Source organism: Streptomyces sp. ALB3, from assembly GCF_044385685.1.
Classification (GTDB): domain Bacteria; phylum Actinomycetota; class Actinomycetes; order Streptomycetales; family Streptomycetaceae; genus Streptomyces.
Genome location: NZ_JBISCE010000008.1, coordinates 639,074 through 654,060, shown reverse-complemented (window position 1 = coordinate 654,060; position 14,987 = coordinate 639,074). Strand labels below are relative to the sequence as shown.

The 14,987-nt window shown below is 72.7% G+C and carries 13 protein-coding genes; 4 read left to right on the top strand and 9 right to left on the bottom strand.

Going from position 1 to position 14,987, the window contains the following annotated elements:
* The first annotated feature begins 177 nt into the window (after positions 1–177).
* The 3 genes from ACHFIV_RS09700 (at position 178) to ACHFIV_RS09690 (ending at position 3,263) form a co-directional block, all read left to right on the top strand.
* Positions 178–1,410, top strand: a complete 1,233-nt coding sequence (locus ACHFIV_RS09700) for a right-handed parallel beta-helix repeat-containing protein (RefSeq protein WP_398965589.1) — start codon at positions 178–180, stop codon at positions 1,408–1,410.
* A gap of 197 nt (positions 1,411–1,607) precedes the next feature.
* Entirely contained in the window at positions 1,608–2,894 is a 1,287-nt protein-coding gene (locus ACHFIV_RS09695; RefSeq protein WP_398965587.1) for an ammonium transporter, read from the top strand.
* A 30-nt stretch (positions 2,895–2,924) separates the two neighbouring features.
* Positions 2,925–3,263, top strand: coding sequence for a P-II family nitrogen regulator (locus tag ACHFIV_RS09690; protein WP_398965585.1), 339 nt, complete (start codon positions 2,925–2,927; stop codon positions 3,261–3,263).
* 188 nt (positions 3,264–3,451) lie between these two features.
* Here the strand turns inward: ACHFIV_RS09690 and ACHFIV_RS09685 are convergent, their stop codons facing one another.
* Positions 3,452–4,867 (bottom strand): phytoene desaturase family protein, encoded by a 1,416-nt coding sequence (locus tag ACHFIV_RS09685; RefSeq protein WP_398965583.1) that lies wholly within the window; start codon positions 4,865–4,867, stop codon positions 3,452–3,454.
* Positions 4,868–4,951: 84 nt separating this feature from the next.
* On the opposite strand from ACHFIV_RS09685, the gene ACHFIV_RS09680 reads away from it, so the two are divergent.
* Positions 4,952–5,788, top strand: a complete 837-nt coding sequence (locus ACHFIV_RS09680) for a nucleotidyltransferase family protein (RefSeq protein WP_398965582.1) — start codon at positions 4,952–4,954, stop codon at positions 5,786–5,788.
* 22 nt (positions 5,789–5,810) lie between these two features.
* Here ACHFIV_RS09680 and ACHFIV_RS09675 read toward each other — a convergent pair whose 3' ends face one another.
* The 8 genes from ACHFIV_RS09675 to ACHFIV_RS09640 all read right to left on the bottom strand — a co-directional run bounded on the left by ACHFIV_RS09675 (position 5,811) and on the right by ACHFIV_RS09640 (position 14,609).
* The gene (locus ACHFIV_RS09675; RefSeq protein ID WP_398965580.1) at positions 5,811–6,140 is read right to left on the bottom strand and encodes a hypothetical protein; all 330 of its coding nucleotides are present in this window, start codon (positions 6,138–6,140) and stop codon (positions 5,811–5,813) included.
* Positions 6,141–6,230: 90 nt separating this feature from the next.
* Positions 6,231–7,082: an inositol monophosphatase family protein gene (locus ACHFIV_RS09670; protein ID WP_398965578.1), complete on the bottom strand. Its 852-nt coding sequence runs from the start codon at positions 7,080–7,082 to the stop codon at positions 6,231–6,233.
* Positions 7,083–7,127: 45 nt separating this feature from the next.
* Positions 7,128–8,993: a gamma-glutamyltransferase family protein gene (locus tag ACHFIV_RS09665; protein WP_398965576.1), complete on the bottom strand. Its 1,866-nt coding sequence runs from the start codon at positions 8,991–8,993 to the stop codon at positions 7,128–7,130.
* A gap of 94 nt (positions 8,994–9,087) precedes the next feature.
* Positions 9,088–10,044 carry an ABC transporter ATP-binding protein gene (locus ACHFIV_RS09660; protein ID WP_398965994.1) on the bottom strand — a complete coding sequence of 319 codons (957 nt, stop codon included), beginning with the start codon at positions 10,042–10,044 and terminating at the stop codon, positions 9,088–9,090.
* A 77-nt stretch (positions 10,045–10,121) separates the two neighbouring features.
* The gene (locus ACHFIV_RS09655; protein ID WP_398965574.1) at positions 10,122–11,273 is read right to left on the bottom strand and encodes an ABC transporter ATP-binding protein; all 1,152 of its coding nucleotides are present in this window, start codon (positions 11,271–11,273) and stop codon (positions 10,122–10,124) included.
* Complete coding sequence (locus ACHFIV_RS09650) at positions 11,270–12,091, bottom strand: ABC transporter permease (protein WP_398965991.1); 822 nt, start codon at positions 12,089–12,091, stop codon at positions 11,270–11,272. The genes ACHFIV_RS09655 and ACHFIV_RS09650 overlap by 4 nt, the downstream gene beginning before the upstream one ends.
* A 62-nt stretch (positions 12,092–12,153) precedes the next feature.
* Positions 12,154–13,107: an ABC transporter permease gene (locus ACHFIV_RS09645; RefSeq protein ID WP_398965572.1), complete on the bottom strand. Its 954-nt coding sequence runs from the start codon at positions 13,105–13,107 to the stop codon at positions 12,154–12,156.
* Entirely contained in the window at positions 13,104–14,609 is a 1,506-nt protein-coding gene (locus ACHFIV_RS09640) for an ABC transporter substrate-binding protein (RefSeq protein ID WP_398965570.1), read from the bottom strand. Before ACHFIV_RS09640 ends, ACHFIV_RS09645 begins: the two co-directional genes overlap by 4 nt.
* Positions 14,610–14,987: the final 378 nt, after the last annotated feature.

Here is a 14,987-nt window from a genome sequence, read left to right as displayed (position 1 = left end):
GGACAGACCCTGTGGCCGCGCCCGAGCCGCGACAGGAAGGGCCACCCCCATGCGCCACCCGGCTCCCCTCCCTCCGGCCGGTCCCTCAACCGGACGGGGTTCCTCCGCTAGGAGGCACCGGACACACCGTCCCGACGCCCGCTGGCCGCTCGAACCAACCCCACCTGGAGACGAACGATGCAGAAGAAGAAGCACGTCATCGCGTGTGTCAGCCTGCTGACCGGCTCACTCGTCGCACTGTCCGGCACCATGGCGCAGGCCACGTCCACCCCCGGCGCCGCTCCCCTCGGCGCGAGTGCGGCCGGTGCTCCGGCCGCGGTCGCCGCCGGCGCCCTGTACGTGGCACCGGACGGCAGCGATGACGCGGCCGGTACGGAGTCGGACCCGACGACGCTCTCCTCGGCGATCAGCCGCGTCACCTCCGGGGGGACGATCTACCTGCGCGGGGGGACGTACGCGCACACCGGGACCGTCACCATCCCGCCCGGCAACGACGGCACCGCCGGCGCGCGCACCACGCTCGCCGCCTACCCCGGCGAGACGCCGGTCCTGAACTTCGCGGCCATGAGCGAGGACCCGGCGAACCGCGGGCTCGCCGTGAACGGCACCTACTGGCACATCGACGGCATCGTCGTCGAGCACGCCGGAGACAACGGCATCTTCGTCGGCGGCAGCAACAACGTCATCGAACACGTCGTGACGCGCTTCAACCGTGACTCGGGCCTGCAGATCTCACGGATCGCGTCCGACACCCCCGAGGACGAGTGGCCGGCGAACAACCTCGTCCTGAGCTCCGAGTCGCACGACAACGCCGACTCCGACGGCGAGGACGCCGACGGCTTCGCCTCCAAGCTCACCTCGGGCCCCGGGAACGTCTTCCGCTACACCGTGGCCCACAACAACATCGACGACGGCTGGGATCTCTACACCAAGTCCGAGACGGGGCCCATCGGCCCGGTGACCATCGAGGACTCCCTCGCCTACGAGAACGGCACCCTCTCCGACGGGACGGTGAACTCCGACGGCGACCGCAACGGTTACAAGCTGGGCGGCGACGGCATCAAGGTCGACCACCTCGTCCGGCGCAACATCGCCTACGACAACGGCCACCACGGGTTCACCTACAACAGCAATCCCGGCTCGATGAAGGTGTCGGACAACGTCAGTATCGACAACGAGGAACGCAACTTCTCGTTCGACAAGGGCACTTCCGTCTTCCGCGACAACGTCTCGTGCCGCAGCGACGACGGTTCGAACGACAAGACCGTCGGCGACGCCGACAGCTCCAACCAGTTCTGGACGGGGTCGAACGGCTCGGCCTGTTCCGCGTACTCCGGCGCGATGGACTGGTCCTTCGCCGGTGACGGCTCGCTCGTCGTGACCTTCGGCGGCGGCAGGGTGACTCCGTAGCCCCGGTCGCAGCCGCCTCCGCCGGTCCGTCCGCCCGCTCTGGGCGGACCGGCGGGGGCCGTCACCCCGTGCGCGGTGAGCTCTCGGTCACCTTCCGGCAATGAAACACGACGGAAACACGACGGCGCCCTCTGCGAAACGCACACCCGCGACTCTCCTCGGGCCGGACCCCACGCCGCCCCGAGGAGGGACCCCTCTTGACCATCGCGACCCTGGCCTCGGCAGGCCTCGACACCGGCGACACCGCCTGGCTCCTCGCCGCCACCGCTCTCGTCCTGCTGATGACGCCGGGCCTGGCCCTGTTCTACGGCGGCATGGTCCGCACGAAGAGCGTCCTGAACATGCTGATGATGAGCTTCGTCTCGATCGCACTGGTCACGGTCGTCTGGCTGGTCGCGGGCTATTCGCTGGCGTTCGGCGACGACACCTTCGCCGGGTTCATCGGCGGGCTGGACCACGTGGGCATGGCCGGCATCGGTCCCGACGACCTCACCGGCAGCGTCCCCACCCTGCTCTTCACCACGTTCCAGCTCACCTTCGCGATCCTCACGGCGGCACTCGTCAGCGGAGCGATCGCGGACCGTATGAAGTTCGCGGCCTGGCTGGTCTTCGTGCCGGTGTGGACGCTGCTCGTATACGTTCCCGTCGCCCACTGGGTGTGGGGCCCCGGCGGATGGATCAAGGACTCGCTCGGCGCCCTGGACTTCGCCGGAGGGCTCGTCGTGGAGATCACCTGCGGAGCCTCCGGACTGGCTCTCGCCCTGGTGACCGGACCGCGCATCGGGTTCAGGAAGGACGCGATGCGACCGCACAACCTGCCGATGGTGGTGCTCGGCGCGGGTCTGCTCTGGTTCGGCTGGCTCGGGTTCAACGGCGGCTCGGCACTCGGCGCCAACGGGCTGGCCGCCGCCTCGGTCCTCAACACCCTGGTCGCCGGGTGCACCGGTCTGCTCGGCTGGCTCTTCGTCGAGCAGCGGCGCGACGGCCACCCGACCACCTTCGGCGCGGCGTCCGGAGCGGTCGCGGGCCTGGTCGCGATCACACCCGCGTGCGGGACCGTCGGCGTCCTCGGCGCCGTCGTCGTCGGGCTCGCGGCCGGTGTCGTCTGCTCGTACGCGGTGGCGTGGAAGTTCCGGTTCGGCTACGACGACTCCCTGGACGTGGTCGGTGTGCACTTCGTGGGGGGCGTCATCGGCACGCTGCTCGTGGGACTGTTCGCGACGGCCGTGATGACCGGGGGCGCGGAGGGGCTCCTTCTCGGCGGCGGAGCCGGCCAGCTCGTCCGGCAGGCGGTCGCCGTGCTCGCCGTGGCCGAATACACCTTCCTGGTGACCTACGGAATCGGCAAGGCGATCGACCGGCTGATGGGTGTGCGGGCCGCCGAGGAGGAGGAACTGGCGGGCCTGGACCAGACCGTGCACGCGGAGAGCGCCTACGATCACGCCGGTCTGGGTCATGCCGCGGCGCAGGCCCCGGGCCACTGAACACTCGATCCAGGACTGGAGCACAGCCCGATGAAGCTCATCACGGCGGTCGTGAAACCGCACCGCCTCGACGAGGTGAAGACCGCGCTGCGGGACCTCGGTGTGCACGGCATGACGGTCACGGAGGCCAGCGGATACGGACGCCAGCACGGTCACACCGAGGTCTACCGGGGCGCCGAGTACCGCGTGGACCTGGTGCCCAAGATCCGTATAGAGGTCCTCGTCGAGGACGCCGACGCGGAGCCGGTCCTGGAAGCCGTGGTCCGCGCCGCCCGCACCGGCAAGATCGGCGACGGCAAGGTGTGGGCGCTGCCCGTGGAGACCGCCGTGCGGGTCCGCACGGGTGAGCGGGGCCCGGAAGCCCTCTGAGGGCGCTCCCGCGCGGGCACGCGGGGGCGGACCCGTGCCGGCCGGTTCGCGCCGGGAGGCGGCGGTCCGGCCGGCGTCCGGCTCCCGCGTCTGCCAGCCGGCGTGCGGGGCAGTGAGCGGCGGGGTTCCGCCGGATCTCGCGGCCGGGCGCGTTCGTTGCCGTGGGGCCCCGGTGAGCAGGCGCCCGTTCAGGTGCTCCGCAGGCGCCGCCACACCGCCTTCGCCGCGTGGTGCCCCGACATCCCGTGCACCCCGGGGCCGGGCGGGGTCGCGGACGAGCAGAGGAAGACCGCGGGGTGCGCGGTGGCGTAGGGCACACGGGCCAGCTTGGGCCGGAGCACGGTCTGCAGCCCGGAGAACGCCCCGGTGGCGATGTCGCCACCGACGTAGTTGGCGTTGCGCACGGCGAGCCGGGGCGGTCCGGCGACCGCGCGTGCCAGCACCAGATCCCGGAACCCGGGCGCGAACCGCTCCAGCTGACGCTCGACGACCTCGGTGGCGTCGCCCTCCCAGCCGGCCGGGACGTGTCCGTACGCCCAGAAGACATGGCGGCCCTCGGGGGCGCGGCTCGGGTCGACGATGCTCGGCTGCGCGGTGATCAGGAAGGGGACGTCCGGGGCCCGGCCCGCCACCGCGGCACGCAGCGCGGCGTCGATCTCGGCGGCGGTGGGGCCGACATGGACCGTGCCGGCCCGCCGGGCCTCCTCGGCCGTCCAGGGCACCGGACCCGAGAGCGCGTAATCGATCTTGAAGCAGGACGGGCCGTAGCGATAGTGGTCGTAGGCGCCGCCCAGCCCGGCGATACGGGCCAGCGCGGTCGGTGAGGTGTCGAAGACGTACGCGCGAGCGGGCGGGAGCTCGTCCAGTCGTTTCACCTCGACGCCCGTGCTGATGGTGCCACCCTGTGCGCGCAGGAAGGCGGCGAGGGCGTCGGAGATGGCCTGCGAGCCACCTCGCGGCACCGGCCAGCCGTTCTCGTGCGCCGCCAGTGCGAAGAGCAGGGCGATTCCGCCGGTCGCCAGGCCCCCGGCGGGTGCGATCGCGTGCCCGGCGAGGCCCGCGATCAGAGCGCGCGCCTTCTCCCCCTGGAAGCGCCGGGACAGCAGCGCGGCCGGCTGGACCGCCTTCGTCCCGAAGAGCGCCCAGCGGTACGGATCCCGGGGCAGGCCGTCCCACGGGGTGCGCAGGAAGTCCTCGGCGAGGGTGTCCCAGTGCCCTGTGAAGGGCGCGACCAGCCTGCGGTAGGCTCCCGCGTCCTCCGGCCCCAGCGACATGGCGGTCTCCCCGACGGACCCGGTGAGTACGGCTGCGGAGCCGTCCGGGAAGGGGTGGGCGAGCGACAGCGGCGGCTGGAGCCATTCGAGACCGTGCCGGGCGAGCGGCATCGCCCCGAAAGCCGGCGAACCGATACCCAGCGGGTGCACGGCGGAACACGGGTCGTGGCGGAAGCCCGGCAGGGTCAGCTCCTCGGTGCGGGCACCCCCGCCGACGGTCTCCCCCGCCTCGAACACGTGCACGGAGAATCCGCGACGGGCCAGCTCGGCCGCGGCCGTCAGCCCGTTGGGGCCCGCGCCCACGACGACGGCATCCAGCATCGATGGCACCTTCGGACTCCTTTGTCAGCCGATGGCCGGGCACCCAGGATATTGGGGCGCGCCGACAACGTGCCCCCGGGTAATCTCCGCCCGATGAACGCCGCATGCGCACCCTCTCCCGCCGTCACCGCGATGGCCTCCCGGCTCGCCCGGCTCCCGGGCGTCGAGGCCGTCGCCCTGGGCGGAAGCCGGGCCCGCGGCACCCACCGCCCCGACTCCGACTGGGATCTGGGCGTCTACTACCGGGGCACCCCGGACCTGCCCGCTCTCGTCGCGCTGGCGTCCGAGGTCCAGGGCTCACCCGCCGCCGTGGCGGGACCCGGCGAATGGGGGCCCTGGGTGAACGGCGGGGCATGGCTGACGGTGGACGGCGTGGCCGTCGACTGGATCCTGCGCGACATGGACCGGGTCGAGACCGTGTGGTCGGACTGCCGCGCGGGTCGCTTCGAGGTCGCGGTCCAGCCCGGCCACCCGCTGGGGTTCTGGTCCCCCTGCTATGCGGGAGAAGTCGCCCTCGGCCTCATCCTGGAGGACCGGAGCGGCCGGCTGACGCGCCTTCGGGCCGCCGCGCACGCCTACCCGGAGGCGCTGCGCCGCTCACTGACCGGTGCGGCATGGGAGGCGGACTTCACCGTGGCGGCAGCCCGCAAGTCGGCCCCGACCGGGGACACCCTTCATGTCGCCCTCTGCCTGTCCAGGGCGTTCGGGATCCTGGCCCAGGCCCTGCACGCCCACCACCGCGTGTGGTGCCTCAACGAGAAGGGGGCGCTCGCCTCCGCCGCCGCCCTGCCCCACACTCCCGCGGACTTCGCGCTCCGGACGTCCGCGGCCCTGCGGGGGCTGGACCCCGCGGCGGTGGAGACGGCGGCGGACGTCGTCCGTGACGTGCGAGCGGTACTGGACGAGGACTTCCCGGCGGACGGCGGCTGAGAATCGACACCCCGGGGCGGCCTCAGCGCGCGGCGAGCCGCTCCATCAGGGCGGCGCTGCGCGCCAGGACCTCCCGTTCCTCGCCGCTGAGCTCGTCCTCGTTGGCCTGGGCGAGCCAGCCGGCCCTGCGCCCGCGTTTCGCCTCGAGAGCGGCCCGTCCCGCGGCGGACGGCTCGACCAGGGTCTTGCGACCGTCCGTGGGATGAGCCCGGCGGTCGGCCAGGCCCTGCTCGTCCGGTCGGGGACCACTGGGGCCCGGGGCCGGATCGAGCCGCCGGCACCGGCCGATCCGGTCCGCAGGCCCGTCGGGACGGCCACCGCCGCGCGCCCGGGCGGACGTGCGCGGAGGCACGGGGAGAAGGACGGCGGTCCCACCGCGGGAGAGGCACGCCCGCCGCCAGACCCCACGGGGGGGCACGCCTCCTGCGGGGAAGAGACCGGCTCAGCCCTGCCGGCCGGTCCGCAGCGCGTGGAGCACCCGCTCCGCCGTCGCCTCGTCCCTGGCGGCGGTGAACGGCAGGTCGTTGCCACCGGTGATGCGGTAGCGGGCGCCTGAGAGCGTCGACTGGGCACCGCCCGCCTCGGTGACCAGGAGCAGGCCCGCCGCGTGGTCCCACGCGAACTCCCAGTTGAAGGCCACTGCGTCCTGCGCTCCACAGGCGACGGCGAGGTACTCCAGGCCCGCCGAGCCGCACGCACGGGCGTCGATGCCGTCGGTGCGCAGACCCAGCAGGGCGCGCTTCTGGGCGTCGGAGGTGTAGTCGGGGTGGGACATGGCCACCTTGAGCACCGCGCCGGGCGCGGGAGATCCGCTGCGCAGAGCCGTGCCGTTCAGCGTGGCGCCACGGCCCCGTACGGCGACGGCCATCTCGTCGAGCACGGGGGCGTACGTCCACGACGCGTACACCTCTCCGTGCCGGGCGAGGGCCACCAGGGTGCAGAAGCCGGGTTCGCCGTGGACGAACTGGCGGGTGCCGTCGACGGGGTCGACGATCCACACGGGCGCGTCCCCGCCGAGGGCGTCCAGGACGGCGGGGTCGGCGTGGACGGCTTCCTCACCGACGACGACCGAACCGGGCAGCAAGCGGGTCAGGGACGCGGCGAGGTGCTCCTCGGCGAGCCGGTCCGCGGCGGTGACCAGGTCGTGCGGACCGCTCTTCTCGACGATCTCGTGCGCGGCCAGCTGACGGTAGCGCGGCAGGATCTCGGCGGCGGCCGCCGCCCGGACCGCCGCTTCCACCTCGGCCGCCGGCCCCGAGTGCCCGGAGGTCCCGTACAGAAAGTCATCGATCATGACTCCAGCTAAGCACGGCCCGCCGGGGACACCCAGGGCAGGTCGTCAGCGGCCGACCGCGTAGCCCTGCATCCCCCGGGGGTTGGCGGCGGCCGACAGGACGCCGGTCTCCGGGTCCCTGGCGACGGCGCACATCCGGCCCTCGGACCACGGGTCGCCCACCGTGACGTCGTGGCCGCGCCGGCGCAGCTCGCCGATGACCTCCGGGTCCATGCCCTCCTCGACGGTGACGCTGCCGAGGCGCATCCCCCGGGGGAAGAACGAGCCGGGGAAGCTGTCGTTGTGCCAGTTCGGGGCGTCGATGGCGCCCTGGAGGTCGAGGCTCCCGCGGACCTCGGCGCGCAGTGCCACGGCGAGGAAGAAGTGCAGCTGCCACTGGTCCTGCTGGTCGCCGCCCGGGGTGCCGAAGGCCATGACCGGGACTCCGTCGCGCAGGGCGAGGGACGGGGTCAGCGTGGTGCGCGGGCGGCGGCCGGGGGTGAGTGTGTTGGGCAGGCCCTCGTCGAGCCAGGCCATCTGCAGCCGGGTGCCGAGCGGGAAGCCCAGCTCGGGCACCACCGGGTTGGACTGCAGCCAGCCGCCGCTGGGCGTGGCGGCGACCATGTTCCCCCAGCGGTCCACGATGTCGAGGTGGCAGGTGTCCCCACGGGTCGCGCCGTTCCCGGCCACCGTCGGCTCGCCCGCGCGGTCCACGGTGGCCGTGGGCTCGCCCGCGCCCTCCTTGGCGACCGTCGGCTCGCCCGCTCCGGCCACCGGGATGCCCATGGCGTCGAAGCCGGACTCGCCGGAGGCGACGGCGTGCGCGTGGGCGCTCAGGACGGGGGTGCGGCCCCCGGGGCTGCCGGGGCGCAGTTCCAGGGACGCGGTGTCCGTGATCAGGGCGCGGCGCTCGTCGTTGTACGGCCAGGAGAGCAGCGTGTCGAGCGGTACGCCGGTGGCGTCGCCGTACCAGGCCTCGCGGTCGGCCATCGCGAGCTTGCAGCCTTCGATGAGCAGGTGGACGTAGTCGGCGGAGCCGTACGCCGGTAGCTCGGCGGGGAGGAGCGCCAGCTGCTGGAGGAAGGCGGGGCCCTGGCTCCAGCCGGCCGCCTTGGCCAGCGTCCAGCCGTTCCAGTCGTACGTGACGGGCGCCTCGTACGTCGCGGACCAGCCGGCCAGGTCCGCGGCGGTGAGGGTGCCGGTGTGGCGGGTGCCGCTGGTGTCCATGGTGGGCACGGCGGCCTGGCGGACCAGGGCGTCGGCGATGAACCCGGTGCGCCAGATGTCGCGGGCGGCGTCGATCTGGGCGACGCGGTCCTCGCCGCCCGCTGTCTCGGCCTCGGCCGTCAGGCGGCGCCAGGTGGCGGCGAGGGCCGGGTTGCGGAACAGCTTGCCTGGCTCGGGCGCCTCCCCGCCGGGGAGGTAGACCTCCGCGGACGAGGGCCACTCGGTCTCGAAGAGCTCGCGGACGGTCTCGACGGTCTGGCCGACGCGCTCGACGGGGGCGTGTCCGTCCTCGGCGTATCCGATCGCGTAGCGCAGGACCTGCGCGAGGGTCTTGGTCCCGTGGTCGCGCAGCAGCAGCATCCAGGCGTCGAAGGCGCCCGGCACGGCGGCGGCGAGCGGGCCGGTGCCGGGGACCAGGTCGAGGCCGAGCGAGCGGTAGTGCGCGGCACACGCGCCCGCGGGGGCGGGGCCCTGGCCGCACAGGACCCGCACCTCGCCGTCCTTCGGCGCCACGATCATCGGGACCTCGCCGGCCGGACCGTTGAGGTGCGGCTCGACGACGTGCAGGACGAATCCGGCGGCCACGGCCGCGTCGTAGGCGTTGCCGCCGTCCTCCAGGACGGCCATCGCGGACTGCGAGGCGAGCCAGTGGGTGGAGGACACCATGCCGAAGGTGCCCTGGAGGGTGGGGCGGGTGGTGAACACGGGTGGGGCTCCTTGCTGCGGCGTACTGGGTTCGTCGGGTCCGTGGTCCGTCCGCGGATGGTACGTACGCGGACGGGTCCTGAGAAGGGGCAGGTCAGGCAGCCGCGTCCGGGGCGGCGCCGTCGTCGGTCACGAGGTGGCAGGAGACCTGCCGCCCACCGGGGATCTCGCGCAGGGCGGGTGTCTCCGTGCGGCACCGGTCGACGGCGAGCGGGCAGCGCGTGTGGAAGCGGCAGCCGGACGGAGGGTCGAGGGGGCTGGGCAGTTCGCCGTGGAGCACGATGCGTTCGCGGGAGCGCTGGACGACCGGGTCGGGTACCGGGGCGGCCGAGAGCAGGGCCTGGGTGTAGGGGTGCTTGGGGGCGGCGAACAGTTCGGCGGTCGGGGCCTGTTCGACGATCTGCCCGAGGTACATCACGGCGATCCGGTCGGCGAGGAATTCGACGGCGGCCAGGTCGTGGGTGATGAACAGGCAGCCGAAGCCCCGGTCCCGCTGGAGGTCCGCCAGGAGGTTGAGCACGGACGCCTGGACCGAGACGTCGAGCGCCGAGGTGGGTTCGTCGGCGACCACCAGGTCGGGGTCGCACGACAGGGCGCGGGCGATCGAGATGCGCTGGCGCTGCCCGCCGGACAGCTCGTGGGGGTGCCGGTCGGCGTGCTCGGGGCGCAGTCCGACCTGTCCGAGCAGTTCCTCGACCCGTTCCCGTACGGCCGCTCCCCGTGCGCGGCGGTGCAGCCGGATGGGCTCCGCGATGATCTGTCCGACGGTCATCCTCGGGTCGAGCGAGGACGAGGGGTCCTGGAAGACCAGGTGGAAGTCCTTGCGCAGGGGGCGCAGCGCGCGCCGGGAGAGGTGGCTGACATCTGTCCCGTTGATGTGGACGCTGCCCGCGGTGGGTTCGTCGAGGCGCACGGCACAGCGTCCGACCGTCGACTTCCCGCTGCCCGACTCGCCGACGAGGCCGACGACCTCGCCGCGGCCGATGGTGATCGAGACGCCGTCGACGGCCCGGACGGTGCCGCCGCCGGAGGCACCGAAGTGCCGTTCCATGCCGCTGATCTCCAGCACCGGGGGGCGCGGGGCCTCCCCGTCGTCCTTGTGCGGTGCGGGGACGGCCTGTGCGGTGGTCACTTTCCGGCCTCCTGGTCGGTTCGCGCTTCGAGTGCGTCGGTCCGCACGGGTGCCTCGCTGCCGGCGGCGGCCGGTGTCGGATCAGTCCCCGCGGGCCCGGCGGCGTGCGGGTCGGCCGCCTCGCCGTCCGCGTACGGGTGCCAGCAGGCCGCCCGGTGGGAGGCGTCCGCTCCGGCTTCGCGGTCGATGGCGCGGAAGCCGGGGCGGCTGCTCGTGCAGGTGTCGTCCGCGCGGGAGCAGCGGGGTGCGAACGTACAGGCGTCGGGCTGGCTGTCCAGGCTCGGGACCAGGCCGGGGATCTCCGGCAGCCGCCGCTTGCCCTCGCCGCCGGGCCGCAGCACGGCGCCGAGCAGACCGCGCGTGTAGGGGTGGCGGCCGGAGGCGAACAGGTCGTGCACGGGGGCCTGTTCGACGGCACGGCCGGCGTACATCACCAGCACCCGGTCGGCGGCGTCGGCGACGACACCGAGGTCGTGGGTGACGAGGAGGATGGCGGTGCCGAGACGCTCGCGCAGGGACTGCAGCACTTCGAGGATGCCCGCCTGCACGGTGACGTCCAGTGCGGTCGTCGGTTCGTCGGCGATGAGGACTGCCGGGTCACAGGCCACCGCGACGGCGATCATGACGCGCTGCCGCATACCGCCGGAGAGCTGGTGCGGGTACTCGTCGACACGGCGGGCCGGCGCCGGAATCCCGACGAGTTCGAGCAGCTCCACCGCGCGCGCCCTGGCCTCCTTCCGGCTCAGCCCCTGGTGCCTGCGCAGTACCTCGCCGATCTGCCGGCCGATGGTGAGGACCGGGTTCAGCGAGGTCATCGGCTCCTGGAAGATCATGGCGATCTCCTTGCCGCGGACGTGTCGCAGCTCCTTCTCCGAGGCGCCGACCAGCTCGCGGCCGGAGAGCCTGATCGAGCCGTCGATCCGGGCGGTCGGCGGGAGCAGGCCCATGGCCGCCATGGAGGTGACGGACTTGCCGCAGCCCGACTCCCCCACCACGGCGAGGACCTCGCCGGGCGCCAGGTCGTAGGAGACCCCGTCGACGGCGTGCACCGTGCGGGTGTCGGAGCGGAAGGAGACCGACAGACCGCGCACACTCAGCACGGGTGCGGCCGCCGCCTTCCGGACGGGTTCGGGGGCGGTCGCGGTCATCGGGTTGCTCCTCGGGGGTCCAGGACGTCACGCAGCCCGTCGCCGAGCAGGTTGAAGGCGAGCGTCGCCGCGACGATCGCGAGGCCGGGGAAGACCGCCAGCCAGGGTGCCGGCGCCAGAAAGGACTGGGCGCCGGAGAGCATCACGCCGAGCGAGGGGTCCGGGGGCTGGACCCCGAGACCGAGGAAGCTCAGCAGCGCCTCGCCGATGATCGCGGCGGGGATGCCCACGGTCGCCTGGACGATCAGGGCGGAGGTGGCGTTGGGGAGGATGTGCCGGAAGAGGACGGTGCCGTCGCCGCCCCCGTTGGCGACGGCCGCGGCGACGTAGTCGACGTGCTTGAGCCGCAGGGTCTCGGCCCGCGTGATCCGGATGACGGCGGGGATCTGCGAGATGCCGATGGCGATGGTCGCGTTGGTGAGCGACGGGCCGAGGATCGCGGCGAGTCCGACGGCGAGCACCAGGAAGGGGAAGGCCAGCATGGTGTCGGTGAGCCGGGAGACGGCGGTGTCCGCGAACCGGCCGTAGTAGCCCGCGAGCAGCCCCAGCGGTACGCCGACGAGGAAGGCCAGCACGACGGCGACGAGGCCGACCTGCATCGAAGCGCGGGCACCGTGGACGATGCGGGACAGCTGGTCGCGGCCGAGGTCGTCCGTACCGAGCCAGTGCGCGGCGCCCGGTTCGGCCAGTACGTTCCCGAAATCCGGCTGTGACGGATCGTACGGGGCGATGAGCGGCGCGAACAGGGCCGCCAGGACGAAGACGGCGGCGATGACGGCGCCCGTGAGCGCGAGCCGGTTGGTGCGCAGGGCGCGCAGCTTGCCGCCGGGCTTCCGGCTGCTCGCCGGTGGCGGGGTGGGGAGCACTGTGGGCGCGGTGGTCACCGGGCACCTCCGAGCCGGATGCGCGGGTCGATGACCGAATAGACCACGTCGACCAGCAGGTTGATGAGGATGTACGCGGCGGAGGTGCAGAGCACCACGGCCTGGAGTGTCGCGTAGTCACGGGTGAAGACGGCGTCGATGGTGAGTTTCCCGAAACCGGGGAGGACGAAGATCTGCTCGGTGACGACGGCGCCGGAGATGAGGTGTCCCAGCTGGAGACCGAGGACGGTCACGACGGTGACCAGCGAGTTGCGCAGCGCGTGCCCCCCGATGACCGAGCCCTGGGACAGCCCCTTGGCCCGGGCGGTCCGCACGTAGTCGGCGGAGAGGGAGTCGAGCATGGCCGCCCTGGTCTGCCGCATCACGACCGCGGCGAGCCCGGAGCCGAGCACGACGGCGGGCAGCACCATGCGGCGCAGGTTGTCGACGGGGTCGGTGCCGAAGGGTACGTAGCCGGAGGCCGCGAACACGGGGACGGCGATGGCGAATCCGAGGACGAGCACGATGCCGAGCCAGAACGTCGGGATGGAGAGGCCGATCAGGGCGATGGCGTTGGCGAGCCACTCCTCGGGCTTCCCGCGCCGCACCGCGGCGACCACTCCCGCGCCGATGCCGACCACGATCGCCAGGAGCAGGGAGAGCGCGGCCAGTTCCAGCGTGACGGGCAGGGCCTGCCCGATCGCGTCGGCGACGGGGAGACCGGTACGGGACGAGGTGCCGAGGTCGCCGGTCAGGGCGTGCCCGATGAACCGTCCGTACTGGATGACGACGTTGTCGTTCAGGCCGTAGCTCTCGCGGACGGCGGCGAGCGCCTCGGGGCTGCGTTCCTCGCCGGCGAGCGCGAGTGCCGGGTCGCCGGGCAGGGCCCGGATGCCGGCGAAGACGACGACGCTGACGAGGAAGAGGGTGATGAGGGACTGACGCAGGCGCGTCAGCAGGTACTTCGTCATCGGGTGTACCCCGCGTTCTTGACCCGGACCAGTCCGTCGCCGTAGACGCGGATGCCCGCGACGTCCTTGCCGGCGACGACGTAGTTCTTCTGCCGGTAGAGGTAGATCAGGGCGTGGGCGTCCTGGACGCGCCGGGTGAGCTCCTCGTAGATCCGTGTGCGCCGGGCGGGGTCCGCGACGCTGCGGCCCTCGGCGATCAGCCTGTCGATCTCCGGGTCGCCCAGACCGTAGGCGTTCATGGCGCCGGCGGTCTTGAGGAAGTTGGAGACGTTGCCGTCGGGGTCGAGCCGGCCGGACCAGCCGCTGGTGAAGACGTCGTAGTCGCCGGCGTCGGTCTCCGCGAGCATCGTGGCGTACTCGGTGGGGCGCAGCGACAGTTCGAAGCCGGCCTCCTTGACCATGGCCTGGAGCACCTGTCCGACGCGTCCCTGTTCCGGTGTGGTGGACGTCTTCAGCTCTATCCTCACCGGGGTTCTCACTCCGGCCTCCTTCAGCAGCTCCTTCGCACGGCCGACGTCGCGCTTCGGGCAGTCCTGCGGCCTGACGCCCGGGGCGATGGCCGACTGGGGGGAGATGGGGCCGCAGGCGGGCTCGTACATGCCCTGGAAGACGACGGTGTTCAGGAGATCGCGGTCGATCGCGAGCTCGAAGGCCTCCCGGACGCGGACGTCCCTGGCGACGGGGGTGTCGATCTTCCCGGGCTTCTGACCCAGCCCCTTCACGTTGCCGACGTTGAGGCCGATCCCCTGGTATCCCAGCGAGGGCGAGTTGAACAGCTGGAGTTCCGGCTCGGTCAGGGCGCTCCGTACGTCGACGGGGGCCATCTGGTCCCCGACCTGGAGGTCGCCCGAGCGCAGGTTGGCGAGCCTGACGTTGCCGTCGGGTATGGGCTTGTAGACCACGCCGTCCAGGTGGACCCGGTCGGCGTCGTAGTAGTTGGGGTCCTTCTCCAGCACGATCCGGTCGCCGCCGACGCGCTCGACGAAGCGGAAGGGGCCGACACAGGAAGGGTTGTTCGTGAAGTTCTTCCCGTGCTTCTCCAGTGCGGCCGGTGACATCACCATCCCGGCCCGGTCGGCGAGCACACCGGTGAGCGGGACGAAGGAGTGGTCCAGCGTGAGGCGGACCGTGAGCGGTCCGGTGGCCTCGGCCTTGGTGACCGGGGCCAGTTCGGTGCCGCGCGCGGATCCGGGGAGATCACGGTGGCGCAGCAGTGAGGTGACGACCGCCTCGGCGTCCAGCCGGGTCCCGTCGCTGAACTTCGCCCCGGGGCGGACCCGGAAGGTGACCGTGCGTCCGTCGGCCGAGGTGACGGGGAGCGACGCGGCGAGCTGGGGCACCACGGTGCCGTCCTCGTCGATGTCGTAGAGCTTCTCGCACATGCTCGCGAAGACCGTGCGGCCTACGAGGGTCTGCGCGAGGGTGGGGTCCAGTTTGTCCGGGTCCGAGTTGAGGGCGACGGTGAGTGTCCCGCCGTCGCGTACGGACCGGTCGTCGGTCATGCGCACACCACCGACTTCGGTCGCCGAGGACTGCAACGACGCACAGCCCGAGGTGAGGGACACCAACGCAACCGCCACCAGGGCAACCGCTTTTCGGCGCACGAGGGCCTACCTCCCGCCAGGGGTGATCAAGGAATACCGCCGACCGTATTTCGCATACAGTCCGCAAGGCAAGCCCTCGGCTCACATGGCGGACAGGTTTTCGCTGACGATCGGATAACGGAGCGGTGACGTCCGGGCGGCGCGACCCGGCCGGCCGCTCCTCCGGGGCCGCACGGCGCACGCGGAAGCGGCCCTGTGGCTCTCCGTCCTGCTCCGAGCACGCTCCGCACGGGCGGGAGCACGGTGCCGACCGCGCTTTCCCCGCCACCCGCCGGG